The organism is Micromonospora andamanensis (assembly GCF_016863495.1).
GTDB classification, from domain to species: domain Bacteria; phylum Actinomycetota; class Actinomycetes; order Mycobacteriales; family Micromonosporaceae; genus Micromonospora; species Micromonospora andamanensis.
Map to the genome: position 1 here is coordinate 127080 of NZ_BOOZ01000024.1, position 18284 is coordinate 145363.

Annotated in this window: 18 protein-coding genes; 10 read left to right on the forward strand and 8 right to left on the reverse strand. The window is 71.7% G+C overall.

Going from position 1 to position 18284, the window contains the following annotated elements:
- Nucleotides 1–410: 410 nt before the first annotated feature.
- The 3 genes from Van01_RS20190 to groES all read right to left on the reverse strand — a co-directional run bounded on the left by Van01_RS20190 (nt 411) and on the right by groES (nt 4329).
- Nucleotides 411–2126: a molybdopterin-dependent oxidoreductase gene (locus Van01_RS20190; protein WP_204009677.1), complete on the reverse strand. Its 1716-nt coding sequence runs from the start codon at nt 2124–2126 to the stop codon at nt 411–413.
- A gap of 173 nt (nt 2127–2299) precedes the next feature.
- Nucleotides 2300–3949: a chaperonin GroEL gene (gene groL / locus Van01_RS20195; protein WP_204009680.1), complete on the reverse strand. Its 1650-nt coding sequence runs from the start codon at nt 3947–3949 to the stop codon at nt 2300–2302.
- A 71-nt stretch (nt 3950–4020) separates the two neighbouring features.
- Entirely contained in the window at nt 4021–4329 is a 309-nt protein-coding gene (gene groES, locus Van01_RS20200; protein WP_498070723.1) for a co-chaperone GroES, read from the reverse strand.
- A gap of 377 nt (nt 4330–4706) precedes the next feature.
- Here groES and Van01_RS20205 point away from each other — a divergent pair, with 377 nt between their 5' ends.
- The 10 genes from Van01_RS20205 to Van01_RS20250 all read left to right on the forward strand — a co-directional run bounded on the left by Van01_RS20205 (nt 4707) and on the right by Van01_RS20250 (nt 15130).
- Complete coding sequence (locus Van01_RS20205; RefSeq protein ID WP_204009683.1) at nt 4707–5507, forward strand: helix-turn-helix domain-containing protein; 801 nt, start codon at nt 4707–4709, stop codon at nt 5505–5507.
- On the forward strand, nt 5498–5689 hold the full coding sequence (locus Van01_RS20210; RefSeq protein WP_204009686.1) for a DUF397 domain-containing protein: 192 nt from the start codon (nt 5498–5500) through the stop codon (nt 5687–5689). The genes Van01_RS20205 and Van01_RS20210 overlap by 10 nt, the downstream gene beginning before the upstream one ends.
- Nucleotides 5690–6108: 419 nt before the next feature.
- Nucleotides 6109–7299 carry a THUMP-like domain-containing protein gene (locus Van01_RS20215; RefSeq protein WP_239099178.1) on the forward strand — a complete coding sequence of 397 codons (1191 nt, stop codon included), beginning with the start codon at nt 6109–6111 and terminating at the stop codon, nt 7297–7299.
- A 71-nt stretch (nt 7300–7370) separates the two neighbouring features.
- On the forward strand, nt 7371–7850 hold the full coding sequence (ybaK, locus tag Van01_RS20220; RefSeq protein ID WP_204009712.1) for a Cys-tRNA(Pro) deacylase: 480 nt from the start codon (nt 7371–7373) through the stop codon (nt 7848–7850).
- A 226-nt stretch (nt 7851–8076) separates the two neighbouring features.
- Complete coding sequence (locus Van01_RS20225; protein WP_204009715.1) at nt 8077–9171, forward strand: sugar ABC transporter substrate-binding protein; 1095 nt, start codon at nt 8077–8079, stop codon at nt 9169–9171.
- A gap of 104 nt (nt 9172–9275) precedes the next feature.
- Nucleotides 9276–10094, forward strand: a complete 819-nt coding sequence (locus tag Van01_RS20230; protein ID WP_204009718.1) for an ATP-binding cassette domain-containing protein — start codon at nt 9276–9278, stop codon at nt 10092–10094.
- Complete coding sequence (locus tag Van01_RS20235; RefSeq protein WP_204009720.1) at nt 10091–11350, forward strand: sugar ABC transporter permease; 1260 nt, start codon at nt 10091–10093, stop codon at nt 11348–11350. Before Van01_RS20230 ends, Van01_RS20235 begins: the two co-directional genes overlap by 4 nt.
- A gap of 28 nt (nt 11351–11378) precedes the next feature.
- Nucleotides 11379–12560, forward strand: coding sequence for an ROK family transcriptional regulator (locus Van01_RS20240; protein WP_204009723.1), 1182 nt, complete (start codon nt 11379–11381; stop codon nt 12558–12560).
- Between the two features lie 144 nt (nt 12561–12704).
- On the forward strand, nt 12705–13442 hold the full coding sequence (locus tag Van01_RS20245) for a DUF4142 domain-containing protein (protein ID WP_204009726.1): 738 nt from the start codon (nt 12705–12707) through the stop codon (nt 13440–13442).
- A gap of 17 nt (nt 13443–13459) precedes the next feature.
- Nucleotides 13460–15130, forward strand: a complete 1671-nt coding sequence (locus tag Van01_RS20250; protein WP_204009728.1) for a copper resistance CopC/CopD family protein — start codon at nt 13460–13462, stop codon at nt 15128–15130.
- Between the two features lie 48 nt (nt 15131–15178).
- Here Van01_RS20250 and Van01_RS20255 read toward each other — a convergent pair whose 3' ends face one another.
- From Van01_RS20255 to Van01_RS20275, 5 genes are all read right to left on the reverse strand, one after another.
- Nucleotides 15179–15433: a hypothetical protein gene (locus Van01_RS20255; RefSeq protein WP_204009733.1), complete on the reverse strand. Its 255-nt coding sequence runs from the start codon at nt 15431–15433 to the stop codon at nt 15179–15181.
- Nucleotides 15434–15446: 13 nt separating this feature from the next.
- Nucleotides 15447–16493 (reverse strand): tRNA (adenosine(37)-N6)-threonylcarbamoyltransferase complex transferase subunit TsaD, encoded by a 1047-nt coding sequence (gene tsaD, locus Van01_RS20260; protein ID WP_204009749.1) that lies wholly within the window; start codon nt 16491–16493, stop codon nt 15447–15449.
- Nucleotides 16494–16501: 8 nt separating this feature from the next.
- A complete protein-coding gene (rimI, locus tag Van01_RS20265; RefSeq protein ID WP_204009760.1) occupies nt 16502–16954 on the reverse strand; it encodes a ribosomal protein S18-alanine N-acetyltransferase in 453 nt (150 codons plus the stop codon).
- Nucleotides 16951–17628 (reverse strand): tRNA (adenosine(37)-N6)-threonylcarbamoyltransferase complex dimerization subunit type 1 TsaB, encoded by a 678-nt coding sequence (tsaB, locus tag Van01_RS20270; RefSeq protein WP_204009772.1) that lies wholly within the window; start codon nt 17626–17628, stop codon nt 16951–16953. The genes rimI and tsaB overlap by 4 nt, the downstream gene beginning before the upstream one ends.
- 141 nt (nt 17629–17769) lie before the next feature.
- On the reverse strand, nt 17770–18284 hold a 515-nt coding region (locus tag Van01_RS20275; RefSeq protein WP_204009774.1), incomplete at its 5' end, for an RICIN domain-containing protein.

Consider the following 18284-nt stretch of genomic DNA (forward strand, 5'->3'; position numbering starts at 1 on the left):
CGCCGCGTCCCGACCCGGACGCGGCGTCGCCATGTCCGCCACCTCCCGTGGCGGGGCGATCGGACGGCGGGAGACGACCCACGCCACGGGACGTGCCCGAGCGCCTCGATCCACACCGCTCCACGGGACCGCGCCCGACGGTAGTCGTCGACTTGGTCTCCACCCGGAGATGTCGTCGGCCCCGATGCTTCCCATCAGGCGCTGTCGAGCTGACCCGTCTGCGCCATCACAGGTCGCGACCCCTCCACGCCCATCACGCGTCGCGACCCGCCTGCGCCATCAGCTCGACAGTGCCCGCACCAACCACCCCGGGGCCACCTCGGACGTACCGTCTGGCCTGACGATGCCCGCGCCTGGACGGCTCGGCGGGAGCGTCGTCCGGTCAGAGCCAACGCCGCGAGCGGGACGGGTCAGCTGACGGTGAGCGTGACGGAGTGCCAGCCGGTCGCGCCGTCGGGCGCGACACCGCGCGTCTCGCCGGTCTGCGTCTCGCCGGTGCTGTCCGTCGCCCGGACCTGGAGGGTGTGTTCCCCAGGAGTGGCCGGCCACTGCCACGACCACTGCACCCAGGTGTCCACCGAGATCGTCGGTGCCAGCTGGGCCTCCTGCCAGGGCCCCTCGTCGACGCGTACCTCGACGCGGTCGATGCCCCGGTGCTGCGCCCAGGCGACGCCGGCGACGGTGACCGGGCCGGCGGCCGGGCGGTTGCGTGGGCGGGGCGTGTCGATCCGCGACTGCGTCTTCACCGGCCCCTGCGCCGACCAGCCCCGGGGGACCCAGTACGCGTCGAAGTCGGCGAAGCTGGTCAACTCCAGCTCGGTGATCCACTTGCATGCCGAGACGTAGCCGTACAGGCCGGGCACCACCATCCGGACCGGGAAGCCGTGCTGCACCGGTAGCGGCTCGCCGTTCATGCCGACGGCGAGCAGCGCGTCCCGTCCGTCACGCAGCACGGCCGTCGGGGTGCCACAGGTCCAACCGTCCACCGAACGCCCGACCACCTGGTCGGCACCGTCCAGCGGCCCCACCTCGTCGAGCAGCTCCCGGATCGGTACGCCGAGCCAGCACGCGTTGCCGATCAGATCGCCACCGACCTCGTTTGAGACGCAGGCGAGCGTCACGTACCGCTCCACCATGGGTCGGGCGAGCAGGTCGGCATAGCTCAGGGTGACCGGGTTGCGGACCCGGCCGTGAATGCGCAGCTGCCAGGTCGCGGGATCGACCTGCGGCACCACGAGCGCGGTGTCGATCCGGTAGAAGCTGCGGTTCGACGTGACGTAGCTGGCCAGCCCGGGCTGGGCCAGGTCGGCGCCGGCCGGCACCGGTGGTGCGGCGGAGACCGGGGCCGGCAGCGTGATCGCCTCGCGGGCGGCCGACACGCCCTGGCGGCCGGCCAGCCATCGCCCGGCGACTCCCCCGACGGCTGCCACCCCGAGCACGGTGCCGACGCCGGTGAGGAACCGCCGCCGCGAGTCCGGGTCGACCCGCCGCCCCGGCCCTCCGGGGACCGGCGGCCTTCCCGGGACTGGGCTTCCCGGGACGGGCGGGCTTTCGGCGGACGCGGTCGAGCGAGACGCGGTCCCGCCGGTCCCCTCGGAGGTTGCGACCGAGTCCGGGTCTGGCGCGGCAACTGCGGGACCGGTCGCTGGTGGCGGGCCGGCCGGTGTGGGTGGGGACCAGGGCCACGGGTCCAGCTCCAGCGGGCCGGCGACGAAGGCCCAGAGCGCCAGTCCGCCGACCGCCGCACCGACAAGTGACGGCAGCACGTCGGCGGCGTCCGCGCCGGCCCGGGTCAGGGCCGCCGCCGCGCCGATCCCGCCGAAGACGACGATGCCGGCCAGGCCCACCGTCAGCCGGCGGACGGCCAGCATGCCCAACAGGGCGGCGAAGCCGCCGAGCAGCAGCGCCGTACCGACCAGCAGGGCGATCTTGTCGTAGCTGCCGAAGACCTCGATGCCGAACCGCTTGACCGGTTCGGGGGCGGTGTCCACCACGAGGCCGCCGACCGCGACGAGCGGCGACGAGCGGGGGCCGGTCAGGGCGGCGACCAGTTCGGCGGTGCCGATGGCCGCCGCAGCGGCGGCGACGCCGGCCAGGGCGGCGAAGCGGGGTGTCGTGCTGCTCACCCGCCAAGTGTTTCCCACCGACCACCGGTCCGGTAGTCGGCGTCAGCGTCCGTAACCTCTCGTCACCGGTGCGCCGCACGTCCGCCGCCAGGCCGGAGCCACGACCGCCGTTGACGCGCGTGGGGCGCACCGTCTCGTCGACGGTGCGCCCCACGTTCGGCGTACGGCAGGGCTCAGAAGCCCGGGCCGTGCTGGTGGCTGTGACCGTGGCCGTGCGAGTGGCCGTGGCCGCCCGCGGCGGGCTCCGGCTCGGCCGGCTTCTCCACCACGAGGCTCTCGGTGGTGAGCAGCAGACCGGCGATCGACGCGGCGTTGGTGACCGCGTTGCGGGTCACCTTCACCGGGTCGATGATGCCGGACTTGGTCAGGTCGACGTACTCGCCGACGGCGGCGTCGAGGCCGTGGCCCCAGTCGCTGCCGGTGACCTTCTGCACGACGACGTAACCGTCGTGGCCGGCGTTCTGGGCGATCCAGCGCAGCGGCTCGACAAGTGCCTTACGCACGATCGACACGCCGACCTTCTCGTCACCGGTGAAGCCGAGGTCGTCGTCGAGCACCGGCAGGATCTGCGCCAGGGCGGCGCCGCCACCGGGCACCGTACCCTCCTCGACCGCGGCCTTGGTCGCGGCGATGGCGTCCTCGATGCGGTGCTTGCGCTCCTTCATCTCGACCTCGGTGGCCGCGCCGACCTTGACCACCGCGACACCGCCGGAGAGCTTGGCCAGCCGCTCGGCGAGCTTCTCCCGGTCCCACTCGGAGTCCGAGGCCTCGATCTCCTTGCGGATCTGGGCGACCCGGTCGGCCACCTCGCTGGCCTGGCCACCACCCTCGACGACAGTGGTGTTCTCCTTGTCGACAACGATGCGCCGAGCGCTGCCCAGCACCTCCAGGCCGACCTGGTCGAGCTTGTAGCCGAGCTCCGGGGCGACCAGCTCGGCGCCGGTGAGGATCGCCATGTCCTGGAGCATCGCCTTGCGGCGGTCACCGAAGCCGGGCGCCTTGACCGCGCAGACCTTGATGGTCTTGCGGATGGCGTTGACCACCAGGGTGGACAGCGCCTGACCCTCGACGTCCTCGGCGATGATGAGCAGCGGCTTGTTGTTCTGGAGGACCTTCTCCAGCAGCGGCAGCAGCTCCTCGATCGCGGAGATCTTCTGCGTGGTGATCAGGACGTACGCGTCCTCCAGCACCGACTCCTGCGACTCCGCGTCGGTGACGAAGTTCGGCGAGATGAAGCCCTTGTCGAACTGGAGTCCCTCGGTGACGTCCAGTTCGGTGTGCAGCGCGGAGCCCTCCTCGACGGTGATGACACCGTCACGGCCGACCTTCTCCATCGCCTCGGCGATCAGCTCGCCGATTGTGGCGTCCTGCGCGGAGATCGTCGCCACGTGCGCGACGGACTTCTTGTCGGAGACGTCGACCGCCTTGCCGAGCAGCGCCTCGGAGACCTTGGCGGCGGCGGCGTCGATGCCCCGCTTGAGGCCGGCCGGGTTGGCGCCAGCGGTGACGTTGCGCAGGCCCTCACGGACCATGGCCTGGGCGAGCACGGTCGCGGTGGTGGTCCCGTCGCCGGCGACGTCGTTGGTCTTGGTCGCCACCTCCTTGACCAACTGCGCGCCGAGGTTCTCGTACGGGTTGGTGAGCTCGATCTCCTTGGCGATGGTCACGCCATCGTTGGTGATCGTCGGCGCACCGAATTTCTTGTCGAGGACGACGTTGCGCCCGCGCGGCCCGAGGGTGACCTTGACCGTGTCCGCGAGCGCGTTGACACCGTGCTCCAGCAGGTGCCGGGCGTCGTCCGAGAAGCTCAGGATCTTCGCCATCTATGTCCCTTCGGAAGCGACGTTGCCCCGGCCCGGCGAGCCGGACCGGGGCAACGACACTGATCGGTTGCTTACTTCTCGATGACCGCGAGGACGTCGCGGGCGGAGAGCACCAGGTACTCCTCGCCGGCGTACTTGACCTCGGTGCCGCCGTACTTCGAGTAGAGAACGGTGTCGCCGACGGAGACGTCGATCGGCACGCGGTTGCCCTTGTCGTCGATCCGGCCCGGGCCGACAGCGAGGACGGTGCCCTCCTGCGGCTTCTCCTTGGCGGTGTCGGGGATCACAATGCCCGAGGCGGTGGTGGTCTCGGCCTCGTTCGCCTGGACCACGATGCGGTCCTCGAGCGGCTTGATCGCAACCTTGGTCGCGGTAGTCACGGGCATACCCTCCTGGGGTACTTGGTTTCGTTGCCGGTCGGCATGCCGACCGGCGTCAATCTGCCACATGCCACCGGGCGGGGCCGTCGTCGCGGGTGCCGGTCCGCCTGGCGTTCAACCCCCGGACACCAGGGCCCGAAGGTTGGCACCCTCAGGGTGAGAGTGCTAATCGCAGGTTATTCCTCGGCTAGCACTCCGTCAAGGAGAGTGCCAATCCGCCACCCTCGTGTCGCCGCTCCTCCGCACCCACGTCACCACTTTTTCCACACTGTTCCGCAGTCGTTCGCCAGGGTTGACCGCAACACGCCGACAGCGACTTCCCCGCCGAGCGGCCGACCCTTACTCTCCGGCGCGACAACGTCACGGAGGGCGGATGGATGGCGGACATACCAACCCTGGGATTCCTGCGCGACCAGTTGCGTCGGGCTCGCAAGGTGCGCGGGCTCAGCCAGGAGGAGCTGAGCAAGATGATCAACTACTCCCCGTCGGCGGTGAGCGCGATGGAGATCGGCCCGAACCAGCTGAGCGCCGACTACCTGGCCCGGTTCGACAAGGTGCTGGAGACCGGCGGCCTCTTCGTCGGGATGCTGGAGCTGATCCGGCTGCACGCCGAGCCGGACTGGTTCCGACCGTGGGGCGAGATCGAGCGGGAGGCTGTCGCGCTGCGCTGGTACGACCCGGCAGTGGTGCCGGGCCTGCTCCAGACCGAGGCGTACGCGCGGGCGATGCTGCGGGCCGGCCCACCGCTCACCGACGAGCAGATCGAGAAGCGGGTGCTGGCCCGGATGGCCCGGCAGGATGTGCTCGCCCGCGAGGAGCCGCCGCAACTCGTCGCGGTGCTCGACGAGCAGGTGCTGCGCCGGCAGGTGGGCGAGCGCGCGACAATGCGCGAGCAGCTGGAACACCTGCGCAGCCTCACCGACCGCCCGCACGTCCAGGTGCGGATCGTCCCGGCCGAGACCCCGTGGTACGGCGGGCTTGCTGGCCCGTTCGTGCTGGCCCGGCTCGCCGACGGCACCGAGGTGGCGCACCTGGACAACCAGCTCCGGGGGCACACCGTGGACAGCCCGAACGACCTTGCCAGCCTGGGGCGGCGTTGGGAGACTGTGGCCGGTGAGGCGCTGCCGCGCCGGCAGTCCGCCCGCCTGATCGAGGAAGTGGCGAAGTCATGGACCTGACCCGTGCCGCCTGGCGCAAATCCTCCCGCAGCAATCAGAACGGCGGCGCCTGCGTCGAGGTCGCCGACAACCTGCCCGGAGTGGTCGCCGTACGCGACAGCAAGGACCCGGCCGGCCCGGCACTCGCCTTCACCCCGGCCGCCTGGCGCGCCTTCATCACCACCCACGCCCCCACCCGCTAGACCCGACTTGGACACGGCGTCCGCCCACGCTGCGCGCCCGCTCACCGCCGGCCCGGTGCCCGACGCGGACGACACGTCCGGCTGCGCCGTGCCCGCTCACCGCCGCCTCGGCCCGACTCGGCTGGCCTGCGGAGTCAGCCCGCACTCACCCTCGCTGGCGCGCCCCCGGTTGCGGCATGACGCGGCCTCCCACCGAGCTGACAGCCCAAGATGCCGCAACCCGCGACCTCTCGCCGGGCCGGGGCCTCAGGATGCCGCCCGCCACGCCCGCCCGCCGGACCGAGACCCGGGTTGCCGCAAGTCGCGCCTTCCGGCCGGCGTGAGGGCCCAAGATGCCGCAGGTCGCGACCGGCATGCCCGCGAGGGGCCGGCCTGGGCCTCCGGCGGGGCGGGCGAGGGCGAGGCGGAACAATGGGCGGGTGGAGCTGGAGCAGTTCGGCGCGTTGCGTACCGCTGAGGGGTTGGCCGCGCTCGACGCGGCGGCCCGGGTGGCCGGCGGCGATCCGCTGGCCGCGGCGGCGGCGCTGCGCTCGGCCGGGGTGCCCGGTGGGCTCGCGGCGGCGGCGCTGACCCAGGCGGAGCTGCGCCGCCGGGCGACACGCAAGTTCGGGCCGGCAGCGGCCGGCATGTTCTTCACCCGAGCAGGGCTGGAGCAGGCCACCCGGCAGGTCGTCGCCGACCGGCGGGCGCGGCGGCTGCGCGCCGCCGGGGTGAGCACGCTTGCCGACCTGGGCTGCGGTCTGGGTGCCGACGCGCTCGCCGCCGCCCGCACCGGCATCCGGGTGTACGCGGTCGAGGCGGACCCGCTCACCGCCGCGCTGGCCGAGGCGAACGCCCAGGCCGCCGGGCTGGCCGACCTCGTCACCGTCGAGTGTGGCGACGCGACCGCGTTCGACGTGGCAGGGGTCGAGGCGGTCTTCTGTGACCCGGCCCGACGCCGGGCCGGTACCGGCCGGCGGATCTTCGACCCGAACTCGTACTCGCCGTCGTGGGACTTCGTGACCGGCCTGGCCGAGCGGGTGCCGCGCACTGTGGTGAAGGTCGCGCCGGGGATCGACCACGCGCTGATCCCACCCGGTGCCGAGGCGGAGTGGGTGAGCGTCGACGGCGACCTGGTCGAGGCGGCCCTCTGGTGCGGTGAGCTGGCCGAGCTGCCCCGCCGCGCGACACTGCTGAAGGAGAGGCACCCGGCGGCGCACCAGCTGACCGGAACGGGGGCACGTGAGGCGGTGGTCGGGCCGGTGCGACGCTTCGTCTACGACCCGGATCCGGCGGTGGTCCGGGCTCACCTGGTGGCCGAGCTGGCCGCTGACCTGGACGCCACGTTGGCCGACCCGACAATCGCCTACCTCTACGCGGACGCGGCACAGCCCACGCCGTACGCCCGCTGCCTGGAGGTGACCGACGTGCTGCCGTTCTCCCTCAAGCGGCTCCGGGCGCTGCTGCGGGAGCGGCGGGTCGGCCGGGTGGAGATCCTCAAGCGTGGCTCCGCGCTGGAGCCCGAACGGCTCCGACGCGACCTGCGGCTGACCGGTGACCAGCCGGCGAGCCTGGTGCTCACCCGGGTCGCTGCCGCTCCGACGGTTCTGGTCTGCCGGCCGGCGGCCTGAACCCCGACCCGGCACACCACCGGCTGGGAAGGCACTGGTTCGGGCATCGGGCCGGGGCTACCTTGGCGGTCATGGCGGGACGTGGCACCCCGGCGATCGCGCTGCTGGCACAGCGGAAGGTCGACCACCGCACCCATCCGTACGACGTCTCGCCTGACGAGCCCAACTACGGCGCGCTCGTCGCCGCGGCGCTCGCGGTGACGCCGCATCGGGTCTTCAAGACCCTGGTCACCGAGGTCGACGGGGCGTTGACCGTGGCGGTGGTGCCGGTCACCGGCGGACTCGACCTCAAGGCACTCGCGGCGGCCGTCGGCGGCAAGCGGGCCACGCTTGCCGACCGGGTGGTGGCCGAGCGGGCCACCGGGTACGTCCGCGGCGGCATCAGCCCCCTGGGCCAGCGGCGGCGGCTGCCCACGGTGCTCGACGTCTCCGCCCTCGACCATCCGACCGTGTACGTCTCGGCCGGCCGTCGGGGACTCCAGGTGGAGCTGGCCCCCACCGACCTGGTCACCCTCACCGAAGCCCGGACCGCAGCCGTCGCCACCGGCTGATCCTCGCCACCGACCGACCCGCCCGGCCGTCCGGCACCGAATGGGACGCCCCGTACCGGAACACGGACGGTGGCGGCACGGTATCGAGGGCGTTGCTGAATTGTTACCGCCGACAACAAACTCGTGTCCGACTCACCCTTGTGCTGGCGTGTGGCGCGCAATACGTTGCCGGACACAACAAAACAAAACACCGACACCCTTCCCCACCCTCGAAAGGACCCTGCACATGCGCAAGGGCTTCCTCGCCGTCGGCACCGTGGGCCTGCTGGCCCTCGGCAGCCTGACGGCCTGCGGCGACGAGTCCGGCGGCGATCAGGCCGGCTCCGACAAGACCCCGAAGATCGGCGTGATCCTGCCGGACAGCAAGTCCTCCGCCCGTTGGGAGGGCGCTGACCGCAAGTTCCTCCAGGCCGCGTTCGAGGCCGCCGGCGTCGACTACGACATTCAGAACGCTCAGGGTGACAAGACCCAGTTCCAGACCATCGCCGACCAGATGATCACGAGTGGCGTCACCGCGCTGATGATCGTGAACCTGGACTCCGGTACCGGTAAGGCCGTCCTCGACAAGGCCAAGTCGCAGGGCGTCGCCACCATCGACTACGACCGCCTCACCCTCGGCGGCTCGGCGGAGTACTACGTCAGCTTCGACAACGAGGCCGTCGGCAAGCTCCAGGGCGAGGGCCTGGCCAAGTGCCTGACCGACCAGAAGGCGGAGAAGCCGGTCGTGGCGTACCTGAACGGGTCGCCTACCGACAACAACGCCACCCTGTTCAAGAACGGCTACGACTCGGTCCTCAAGCCCAAGTTCGACGCGAACGAGTACACCAAGGGTCCGGACCAGTCCGTGCCGGACTGGGACAACGCCCAGGCCGCCACGATCTTCGAGCAGATGCTCACCCAGACCGGTGGCAAGATCGACGGTGTGCTGGCCGCGAACGACGGCCTCGGCAACGCCGCCATCTCGGTGCTGAAGAAGAACAAGCTCAACGGCAAGGTCCCGGTGACCGGCCAGGACGCCACCACGCAGGGCCTGCAGAACATCCTCGCCGGCGACCAGTGCATGACCGTCTACAAGGCTGTCAAGCAGGAGGCCGACGCCGCCGCCGAGCTGGCCATCGCGCTGGCCAAGGGCGAGCGCAAGGAGACCGGCCAGACCGTCAAGGACCCGGAGGGCAACCGTGACGTCCCCGCCGTCCTGCTCACCCCGCAGGCGATCTACAAGGAGAACGTCAAGGACGTCATCGCCGACGGATTCGTGACCAAGGAAGAGGTCTGCACCGGCAACTTCGCCGCGCTCTGCACCGAAGCGGGCATCAGCTGACCTCACCCGCCTAGGCGGCGCCGCCCGGCACGGTAACCCCCGTGCCGGGCGGCGTGCCGCCGCTGGACGGGCCCCGATCTCCCTCCGTGACAAAGGAGAACCCCGTGTCCGCGACCCCTCTGCTGGAGCTACGCGGGATCGACAAGAGCTTCGGTCCCGTCCAGGTCCTACGCGATGTCGCCTTCGCCGCCTACCCGGGCGAGGTCACCGCACTCGTCGGCGACAACGGCGCCGGCAAGTCGACCCTGGTCAAGTGCATCAGCGGCATCTACCCGACCGACGCCGGGCAGTTCGTCTTCGACGGCCGGCCGGTGAACATCCACAGCCCGCGCGACGCCGCAGCGCTCGGTATCGAGGTCGTCTACCAGGACCTCGCGCTCTGCGACAACCTCGACATCGTGCAGAACATGTTCCTCGGCCGTGAGAAGCGCAGCGGCATCGTCCTCGACGAGCCGACCATGGAACAGATGGCGGCCGAGACCCTCGCCGGGCTCTCCGTACGCACCGTCAAGTCGCTGCGCCAGCACGTCTCCAGCCTCTCCGGCGGCCAGCGTCAGACGGTGGCGATCGCCAAGGCGGTGCTCTGGAACAGCAGGCTGGTGATCCTGGACGAGCCGACCGCCGCACTGGGCGTCGCACAGACCGCCCAGGTGCTCGAACTGGTCCGGCGGCTGGCCGACAACGGTCTGGCCGTCGTACTCATCTCGCACAACATGAACGACGTCTTCGCCGTCTCCGACCGGATCGCCGCGCTCTACCTCGGCCAGATGGTCGCCCAGGTGAAGACCACCGACATCACTCACGCGCAGGTGGTCGAGCTGATCACCGCCGGTCGCTCCGGCGGGCTCGGGCTCACCGGCGAATCGGCCACCAACGGCAACGGCGCGGCGCCGGCCGACAGCACCACGGGAGGCGTCTCATGAGCACCACAGCCGTCAAGCAGGACGGTCCCGCCGCCGTCACGCCGACGCCCTCCGTCGGGAGCCACGTCCGCGACTACTGGCGTCGGGTACGCGGTGGCGACATCGGTGCCCTGCCCGCCGTCCTCGGCCTGCTCGTCCTCTGCACGGTCTTTGCGATCATGCGGCCCTCGTTCCTCAGCGCCGGGAACTTCGCCAACCTGTTCACCCAGGGCGCGGCGGTCACCCTGATCGCGATGGGGCTGGTCTTCGTCCTGCTACTGGGTGAGATCGACCTGTCGGCCGGCTTCGCCAGCGGTGTCTGTGCGGCGGTGCTGGCAAACGTGGTCACCGTGCTCGGATATCCCTGGTACGTCGCGGTGATCGCCGCCGTGCTCACCGGCGTGGTGATCGGTACGATCCTCGGCCTCCTGGTCGCCAAGATCGGCATTCCCTCCTTCGTGGTCACCCTGGCCGGCTTCCTGGCCTTCCAGGGCGTGGTACTGCTGCTGATGGAGGAAGGCCGCAACATCTCGGTACGCGACTCGGTGCTGGTGGCGATCGCCAACCGCAACCTGCCCCCGGTGATCGGCTGGGCGCTCGCCGCCGTGGCCGTCGCCGGTTACGCCGCCGTCCAGTTGCTCCGCCACCGCAATCGCAGCGCGCGTGGCCTGATCACCGACCCGATCGCGGTGGTGCTCGCCCGGATCGGCGGGCTGGCGGTCATCCTCGGTCTCGCGGTCTACGTGCTCAACCTGGAGCGCAGCCGCAACGTCCTGATCAGCTCGCTCAAGGGCGTGCCGATCGTCGTGCCGATCATCGCCGTGCTGCTCATCGTCTGGACCTTCGTGCTCCAGCGCACCAGCTACGGCCGGCACATCTACGCGGTCGGCGGCAACAAGGAGGCCGCCCGCCGGGCCGGTATCAACGTGGACCGGATCCGCATCTCGGTCTTCGTCATCTGCTCCACCATGGCCGCGATCGGCGGCATCGTCGCCGCGAGCCGGGCCAACTCGGTCGACCCGAACACCGGTGGCAGCAACGTGCTGCTCTACGCCGTGGGCGCGGCCGTGATCGGTGGTACCAGCCTCTTCGGCGGCAAGGGCCGGGTGCTGGACGCGGTGCTCGGTGGCGCTGTGGTCGCGGTGATCGACAACGGCATGGGCCTGATGGGCTACAGCTCGGGCGTCAAGTACGTGGTCACCGGCGTGGTGCTGCTCCTGGCGGCGAGCGTCGACGCGTTGTCGCGCCGACGAGCCGCAGCCAGCGGCAGCCGCTGATCCGCTCCACCGAAAGTAGTCACAACCGATGCGCGTGGGACCGAGCCAGGATGAGATTCGTCGACAGAATCTCGGTGCCCTGTTGCGCTTCGTGCACGTGCACGGCGCGACCACGCGCGCGGAACTGACCACCGCGCTCGGGTTGAACCGGAGCACCATCGGCGCGCTCACCGCCGACCTCGCCGCGGCCGGCCTGGTGACTGAGGGGGCGCCGAGGGAAACCGGCCGGGCCGGACGACCGTCGTTGGTCGTCCGGCCCGAGTCGGACCGCGTCTTCGCGTACGCGTACAGCATCGAGGTGGACCGGCTGCGCGCCGCGCGGGTCGGGCTGGGCGGCGCGGTGCTCGACCGCCGGGAGTTGGACCGCCCTCGTGGTCTCACCGCCGCTGAGGCCGCGCCGCTGCTGGCCGGTGCGGTGAAGGAGATGCGCCAGGCACTGCCGGAGGACGCCGTCTGCGTCGGCGCCGGGGTGGCGGTCTGCGGCATGGTCCGCCGCGACGACGGTCTGGTCCGGCTCGGGCCGACCACCGGTTGGGTGGACGAACCGATCGGCGCAGCCCTCGGCACCGAACTCGGCGTCGACGTGCCGGTCACCGTCGGGAACGTGGCCGACGTGGCGGTCTTCGCCGAGCATGCCCGGGGCGCGGCAGCGGGCTGCGACAACGTCATCTACCTCTACGGCGACGTCGGCGTCGGTGCCGGGATCATCGCCGGCGGCCGGCGACTGACCGGGCACGGTGGCTACAGCGGCGAGGTCGGGCACATGGTGGTGGCCCGGGACGGGGCCCGCTGCGAGTGTGGCAACCGGGGGTGTTGGGAGACCGAGATCGGCGAGCACGGGCTGCTCCGGGCCGCCGGCCGCTCCGACGCCCGGGGCCGGGAGGCGATGCTCGCGGTCTTCGACGCCGCCGACCGCGGGGACGCCCAGGCCCAGATCGCGGTACGGCAGGCCGGTGACTGGCTCGGCTTCGGCGTCGCCAACCTGGTGAACATCTTCAACCCGGAGATGGTCATCTTCGGCGGCACCATGCGCGACCTCTACCTGGCCGCCGCCGCCCAGGTGCGCAGCAGACTCAACTCCAACGGACTGCCCGCCTGCCTGGAGCACGTCCGACTGCGTACGCCGAAGCTCGGTGCGGACGCACCCCTGGTCGGTGCCGCCGAACTCGCCTTCGACCGGCTGCTCGCCGACCCGCTCGACGTTAGCTGACCTCCAGTTCCAGATTTCGCGAGCCGGTTTCGCCAACCGGTGAACTGATCGGTCACACAATCCGTACCTGGTTGCGGACGGCCGACGGGGTGCGGGCGTCCGACGCTCAACCGATCGGTTCTCGTCCGAGGAGGCGCCGCAGACATGGCACCGCTGGATTCCACTCGTCGCCGGCAGGGCAACCGGTCCCGTCGCTTGGCGGTGCTGCTCACCACGATCGCCGCAGCTCTCGTCGTCCTGCCCGGCATGGCGCTTGGCGCACCCGCCGCCCAGCAGCTCGCCGCCGCCGACCAGGCCCTGCTCGACGGGGTGCGGCTGGCCGGGCTCTGGGAGATGCCGGCCGGGCAGATGGCCGCCGAGAAGGGCCAGTCCCAGGTGGTCCGGGAGATCGGCGCGGAGATCGCCCGTCAGCACGAGGAACTGGACCGACTCACCGTGGAGGCGGCCAACAAGCTCGGTGCGACCATCCCGAACCAGCCGACCGCCGAACAGCAGGGTTGGCTGAACGAGATGAAGGACGCCAGGGGCGCCCGCTTCGACCAAATCTTCGTCACCCGGCTGCGGGTCGCCCACGGCAAGATCTTCCCGGTCGTCAGCGCGGTCCGGGCCAGCACCCGCAACGATGTCGTCCGCGATCTGGCCAACGCGACGAACAAGTTCGTCGGCGACCACATGATCATGCTGGAGAGCACCGGCCTGGTCCGCTGGGCGGAGCTGCCGCCGGCCGCACTGCCCGCCCCTGGCAACGACGGCCTGCTCGCCGCCGCGTCGGCCAACACCGGCCCGCAGATCGGTGTCAGCAACACGCTGATCTGGGCGATCTTCCTCGGTGCCCTCGGCACCGGCGGCTTCCTCACGTACCGCATGTTCCGCCGCAGCTGACCGCACCACCCGATCCGATGACAGTTCGTACCCGAGCCGCCGCTCTGCTCGGGCTGATCCTCGTCGCACTGTGCGCCGCCCTGGGCTCCGCCGGCCCAGCGGCGGCGCACGCCGTAGTGGTGGCCACCACCCCGCAACGCGACGAGGTGCTCGGGTACGCGCCGCGCGAAGTGCTCGTGACCTTCAGCGAGACCATCGCCGTGGTCCCCGGCCGGGTGCAGGTCCTCGCACCCGACGGCAAGCGGATAAACGTCGGTGAACCTGAGGTCCGGGACCGGACCGTCCGGATCGCCCTGCGACCCTCGGATCGTCCGCTCGGCACCTACCTGGTCAGCTACCGCGTCATCTCGGCGGACAGCCACCCGGTCGCGGGCAGCTTCACCTTCGCCGCCGGAGCGCCCTCGGCGACCCCGCCCGAACCGGCCCTGGCGGAGTCCGAGTCGCCGGCCGGGGTGCTCGTCCCGGCCGCCAAGTACCTCGGGTACCTGGGGCTGCTCCTGGCGGTCGGCCCGCCGCTGCTCACCGCGACGATGTGGCCCCGACGCCGGTCCCGCAGGGGAGCGACAGTCCTGGCACTTGGCGGGCTCGGGCTGGTCGCCGCCGGTGCCTTCGGCACCTGGATCGGGCAGGCGGCCCAGGTGGTGGGTGCGCCGGTCGGGCAACTCACCCCGACCGACCTGCGGGCGGTCGCGGACAGCGACGTCGGAGTGGTGCTGGCGGTGCGCCTGGCACTCGTCGGTCTGGCCGCGGCCCTGCTGCCAGCCGTGCTGCGGGGTGACAGTTCGCCGGCCGGTCGCGTCGCCGGCGCAGGCCGGTTGCGCGGTGCAGCACTTGCGGCGATCGGCCTGGCCGGACTCGTCACCTGGCCGCTGGCCGGGCACCCGATCGCCTCGCCGGTACCGCCGGTGAGCATCGCGCTGACCACTGTGCACATCGCCGGGGTCACCGTCTGGCTGGGTGGGCTGCTCACCCTCACCGTGTTTTTGCTTCGGGGCACCCACGAACGGGTCCTCGCCCGGATCCTGCCGGCCTGGTCCAGGTGGGCCACGCTGGCCGTGGCCTGGCTCGTCACCGCCGGAGTCCTTCAGGCCGCCATCGAACTCGGCCGGCCCTCGGCCCTGTGGGGCAGCACCTACGGCCGTCTGCTCCTGGCCAAGGCGGCACTGCTGGCCGGGGTGCTGGCCGTCGCGGCCGGACAGCGCCGGCTGATCCGCCGCCGGGTCGCGGCGAGCCGGCCCAGATGGGTCGCCCGGGCGGCCGGCGTGGAACTCGCCGTGACCGCTGTGGTGCTGGCGCTGACCGCGATGCTGGTACAGACACCCCCCGGCCGCGCCGCCGGCTCGGCTGCCGACGGGGTGACCCGGGAGGGCGTCGCGCAGTCGCTCACCACCGACCTGTTCACCCTTCAGTTCGACATCTACCCGGCGGTCGCCGGCACCACGAACAGCCTGCACGCGTACGTCTACACCCCGCAGGCGAAGGAGTTGCCGGTGGCGGAGTGGACGGTCACCGCGGCCCTGCCGGAGGCCGGCATCGAGCCGATCACCGTCGACGTGTTCGCGCTGGAGCCGCACCACGGCAGCGCCGAGATCCACTTCCCGGTCGCCGGGGACTGGACGTTGCGGGTCAGCGCCCGGACCAGCGAGATCGACCGTTCCACCGCCACCACCACGGTGACCATCCGCTGATCGGCGCGCCCCACGCCGCCGTCGAACCAGCGGCCGGCCCGGGTCCCGTCAGCGGTCGACCTGGGTGAAGTCCCAGGAATGCGGCTGTCGGGCGAGCAGCATCACCGGCGGGTCCGGCAGCGGCCGGGGGCTGCTGCGCCACTTGGAGATGACCACGACCCGGTGGTCGGTGGAGGAGAAGACCTCGCTGGACAGGTGCAGCGGGTCGTGCTCGAACTCGGGCAGCGCGCTGTCGCAGACCCAGGTGATCAGGTCGGTGAGCGCGTACGGCTCCGCCCGCGCCTCCCACATCCGTACGATCACGTCGCCGTCCTCCTCAGACACTGACAGTGGTCAACGGCAGGGCCGAATCCGCGGGCAGGTCGAGCCGGCTGGGCGCGACACCCGAGGCGACCAGGTGTGAGCCGAGGGCCGCCACCATCGCGCCGTTGTCGGTGCACAGGCCCGGCCGGGGCACCCGGACCCGGATGCCGTGCCGGGCGGCCCGCTGCTCGGCGAGCGCCCGCAGCCGCGAGTTGGCCGCCACTCCCCCGCCGATCACAAGGGTCTCCACGCCGCTGCTGCGGCAGGCGTCCAGCGCCTTGTCGACGAGCACGTCGCAGACCGCCTCCTGGAAGGAGGCGGCCACGTCCGCGATCGGGACCGGTTCGCCGGCCCGCTCGCGGGCCTCCACCCAGCGCGCCACAGCTGTCTTCAACCCGGAGAAGGAGAAGTCGTGACGGTGCGCGACGAGATCCTTGGCGGCGGTCAGGCCACGCGGGAACGCGATCGCCGCCGGGTCACCGGCCCGGGCCTCCCGATCGATGTGCGGCCCACCGGGGAACGGCAGTCCGAGCAGCCGGGCCACCTTGTCGAACGCCTCGCCGGCCGCGTCGTCGATGGTGGCGCCCAGCGGCGTGACGCCCCGGGCCAGGTCGTCGACGAGCAGCAGTGACGAATGACCGCCGGAGACCAGCAGCGCGATAGCCGGCTCGGGCAGCGGACCGTGTTCCAGCGTGTCCACCGCGACGTGCGCGGCGAGATGGTTGACGCCGTAGACCGGCTTCTCGGCGGCCACCGCGTACCCCTTGGCCGCCGCCACCCCGACCAGCAGCGCCCCGGCCAGTCCCGGCCCGGCGGTGACAGCTATCGCGTCGATGTCGGCGAGCGTCACCCCCGCCTCGGTAAGTGCCCGCTCCATGGTCGGCACGATCGCCTCCAGGTGCGCCCGGCTGGCCACCTCCGGCACCACCCCGCCGAACCGGGCGTGCTGGTCCACGCTTGACGCGAGCGCGTCGGCGAGCAGGGTGTGGCCGCGTACGACACCGACGCCCGTCTCGTCGCACGAGGTCTCAATGCCGAGGATCAGTGGTTCGTCAGCCATGCGATGTCTCAGTCCTGGGTGCGCTGCATCACCAGCGCGTCGGTGTTGCTCGATTGGTAGTAGCCGCGTCGCACGCCGATCGGCTCGAATCCGTGCATCGCGTAGAGCCGCTGGGCCGGGGCGTTGTCGGCGGCGACCTCCAGCAGCACGGCGCGTACACCTACCCGGTTGGCCTCGGCGAGCAGCGCCTCCAGCAACAGCCGGCCGATCCCCCGGCGCTGCGCCTCCCGCCGGACCGCGATGTTCTGCACCCACGCCTCGTCGGGCGGGGCGATGGCGAGCCCGGCGTAGCCGAGCACGCCGCCGTCGTCGTCGGTGACCACCCGGTAGAAGTGCCCGTGGGACAGCTCGTTCCAGAACATCGCCGCGGACCACTGCTCGGCACCGAAGAGGTCCGCCTCGATCGGCAGTACCTCGTCGATGTGCCACCAGCGGAACCGGGCCGGCCCCGACCGGCTCACGGCAGCACCGGCTTGCGCACGGTGGCCGCCACCGCGTCCGGACGGCGCAGGTAGAGCGGGGTGAGCGGATCACCGGGGGCACCGGCGCGGATCCGTTCGGCGGCCAGGGCGGCGAGCGCACAGGCGTCCGGATAACGGGGTTCGGCCCGCAGCGGCAGGCCCAGGACCTCGGCATAACGGTGGGCACCGTCGCCGACGGCAGTGGTCACACCCAGCTCCCGGGCCCGCTCGGCGGCCACCGCAGGGGCGCCGACCTCCGGCCCGACCAGGCGCTGGCCGGCGCCGTCGTAGACCGCCCAGTAGATCTCCCGGCGCCGCGCGTCGCTCGCCGCCAGCACCGGCTCACCGGTCGCCGCCGGGTGGCCGATGGCATCCAGCGAGCAGACGCCGTACGCCGGAATGCCGAGCACCTGACTCATGGTGGCAGCGGTGACCAGCCCCACCCGTAGCCCGGTGAAGGGGCCGGGGCCGAGCCCGGCGACGATCGCGTGCAGCTCGGCCGGGCGGGCGGCGACGTCGCCGAGCACCGCGTCGACCTGCGGGGCGAGCAGTTCGCCGTGCGCCCGAGCGTCGACGGTGCACCGGTGCGCCCGGGTCGTGACGGCACTCGCGGTGACCTCGACGAGCGCCGCGGTCACCGCCGGGGTCGAGCTGTCCACCACCAGTACGAGCACAATGACCCAGCCTAGCCGCATCGCCTCCGGCCCTTGAACGCCCGCCCGCCATCGCCGCCGGCTCGTAGCGCTCGGGCGCACCGCACCAGGACGAGTTGGTTCGGGGCCAGGCCCGTGAGCGCCTGGCCCCGAAACGACGGATCAGTTGCGGCGGCTCCACTGCTGGTTCGCGCCACCCCAGCAGCTGTACAGCTGGATCATCGCCCCGTTACCGGTGCCACCGGCGTCAAGGCACAGCCCTGACTGCACTCCGGTGATCGTGCCGTTGGAGTTGATGTTCCACTGCTGGTTCGCGCCGCTGTGGCAGTCATACAACTGGATCCGGGTGCCGTTGCTCGTGCTGGAGTTCGGCACGTCCAGGCACTTGCCGTTCACCGTCAGCTGCCGGCTCGAGGTGTGGGTGAACCGCTGGTTCGAGCCACCGTGGCAGTCATACAACTGGATCTGGGTGCCGTTGCTCGTGCTGGAGTTCGGCACGTCAAGGCACCGGCCGGACTGCTGACCGACGATCATCTGGCCGGACCCGCCACTGGGCGGCGGGGTGGTCGGGTTGGTCGGGCCGGGGCCGGGGGTGCCGCCTTCCGAGAGGGTGATGTCCGAGCTTCCCTGGCTCTGGTAACCCTCGGTGGCCATGATCTGGTAGTAGTGGTTGCCAA

Bases quoted from the DNA above. Each gene is read 5' to 3' on its own strand.
- tsaD (WP_204009749.1), bottom strand. From the start codon at position 16,493: ATGGCTGACGAACCACTGATCCTCGGCATTGAGACCTCGTGCGACGAG.
- groL (WP_204009680.1), bottom strand. From the start codon at position 3,949: ATGGCGAAGATCCTGAGCTTCTCGGACGACGCCCGGCACCTGCTGGAG.
- Van01_RS20250 (WP_204009728.1), top strand. From the start codon at position 13,460: ATGACAGTTCGTACCCGAGCCGCCGCTCTGCTCGGGCTGATCCTCGTC.
- Van01_RS20240 (WP_204009723.1), top strand. From the start codon at position 11,379: ATGCGCGTGGGACCGAGCCAGGATGAGATTCGTCGACAGAATCTCGGT.
- Van01_RS20245 (WP_204009726.1), top strand. From the start codon at position 12,705: ATGGCACCGCTGGATTCCACTCGTCGCCGGCAGGGCAACCGGTCCCGT.
- Van01_RS20205 (WP_204009683.1), top strand. From the start codon at position 4,707: ATGGCGGACATACCAACCCTGGGATTCCTGCGCGACCAGTTGCGTCGG.
- Van01_RS20225 (WP_204009715.1), top strand. From the start codon at position 8,077: ATGCGCAAGGGCTTCCTCGCCGTCGGCACCGTGGGCCTGCTGGCCCTC.
- Van01_RS20210 (WP_204009686.1), top strand. From the start codon at position 5,498: ATGGACCTGACCCGTGCCGCCTGGCGCAAATCCTCCCGCAGCAATCAG.
- ybaK (WP_204009712.1), top strand. From the start codon at position 7,371: ATGGCGGGACGTGGCACCCCGGCGATCGCGCTGCTGGCACAGCGGAAG.
- Van01_RS20235 (WP_204009720.1), top strand. From the start codon at position 10,091: ATGAGCACCACAGCCGTCAAGCAGGACGGTCCCGCCGCCGTCACGCCG.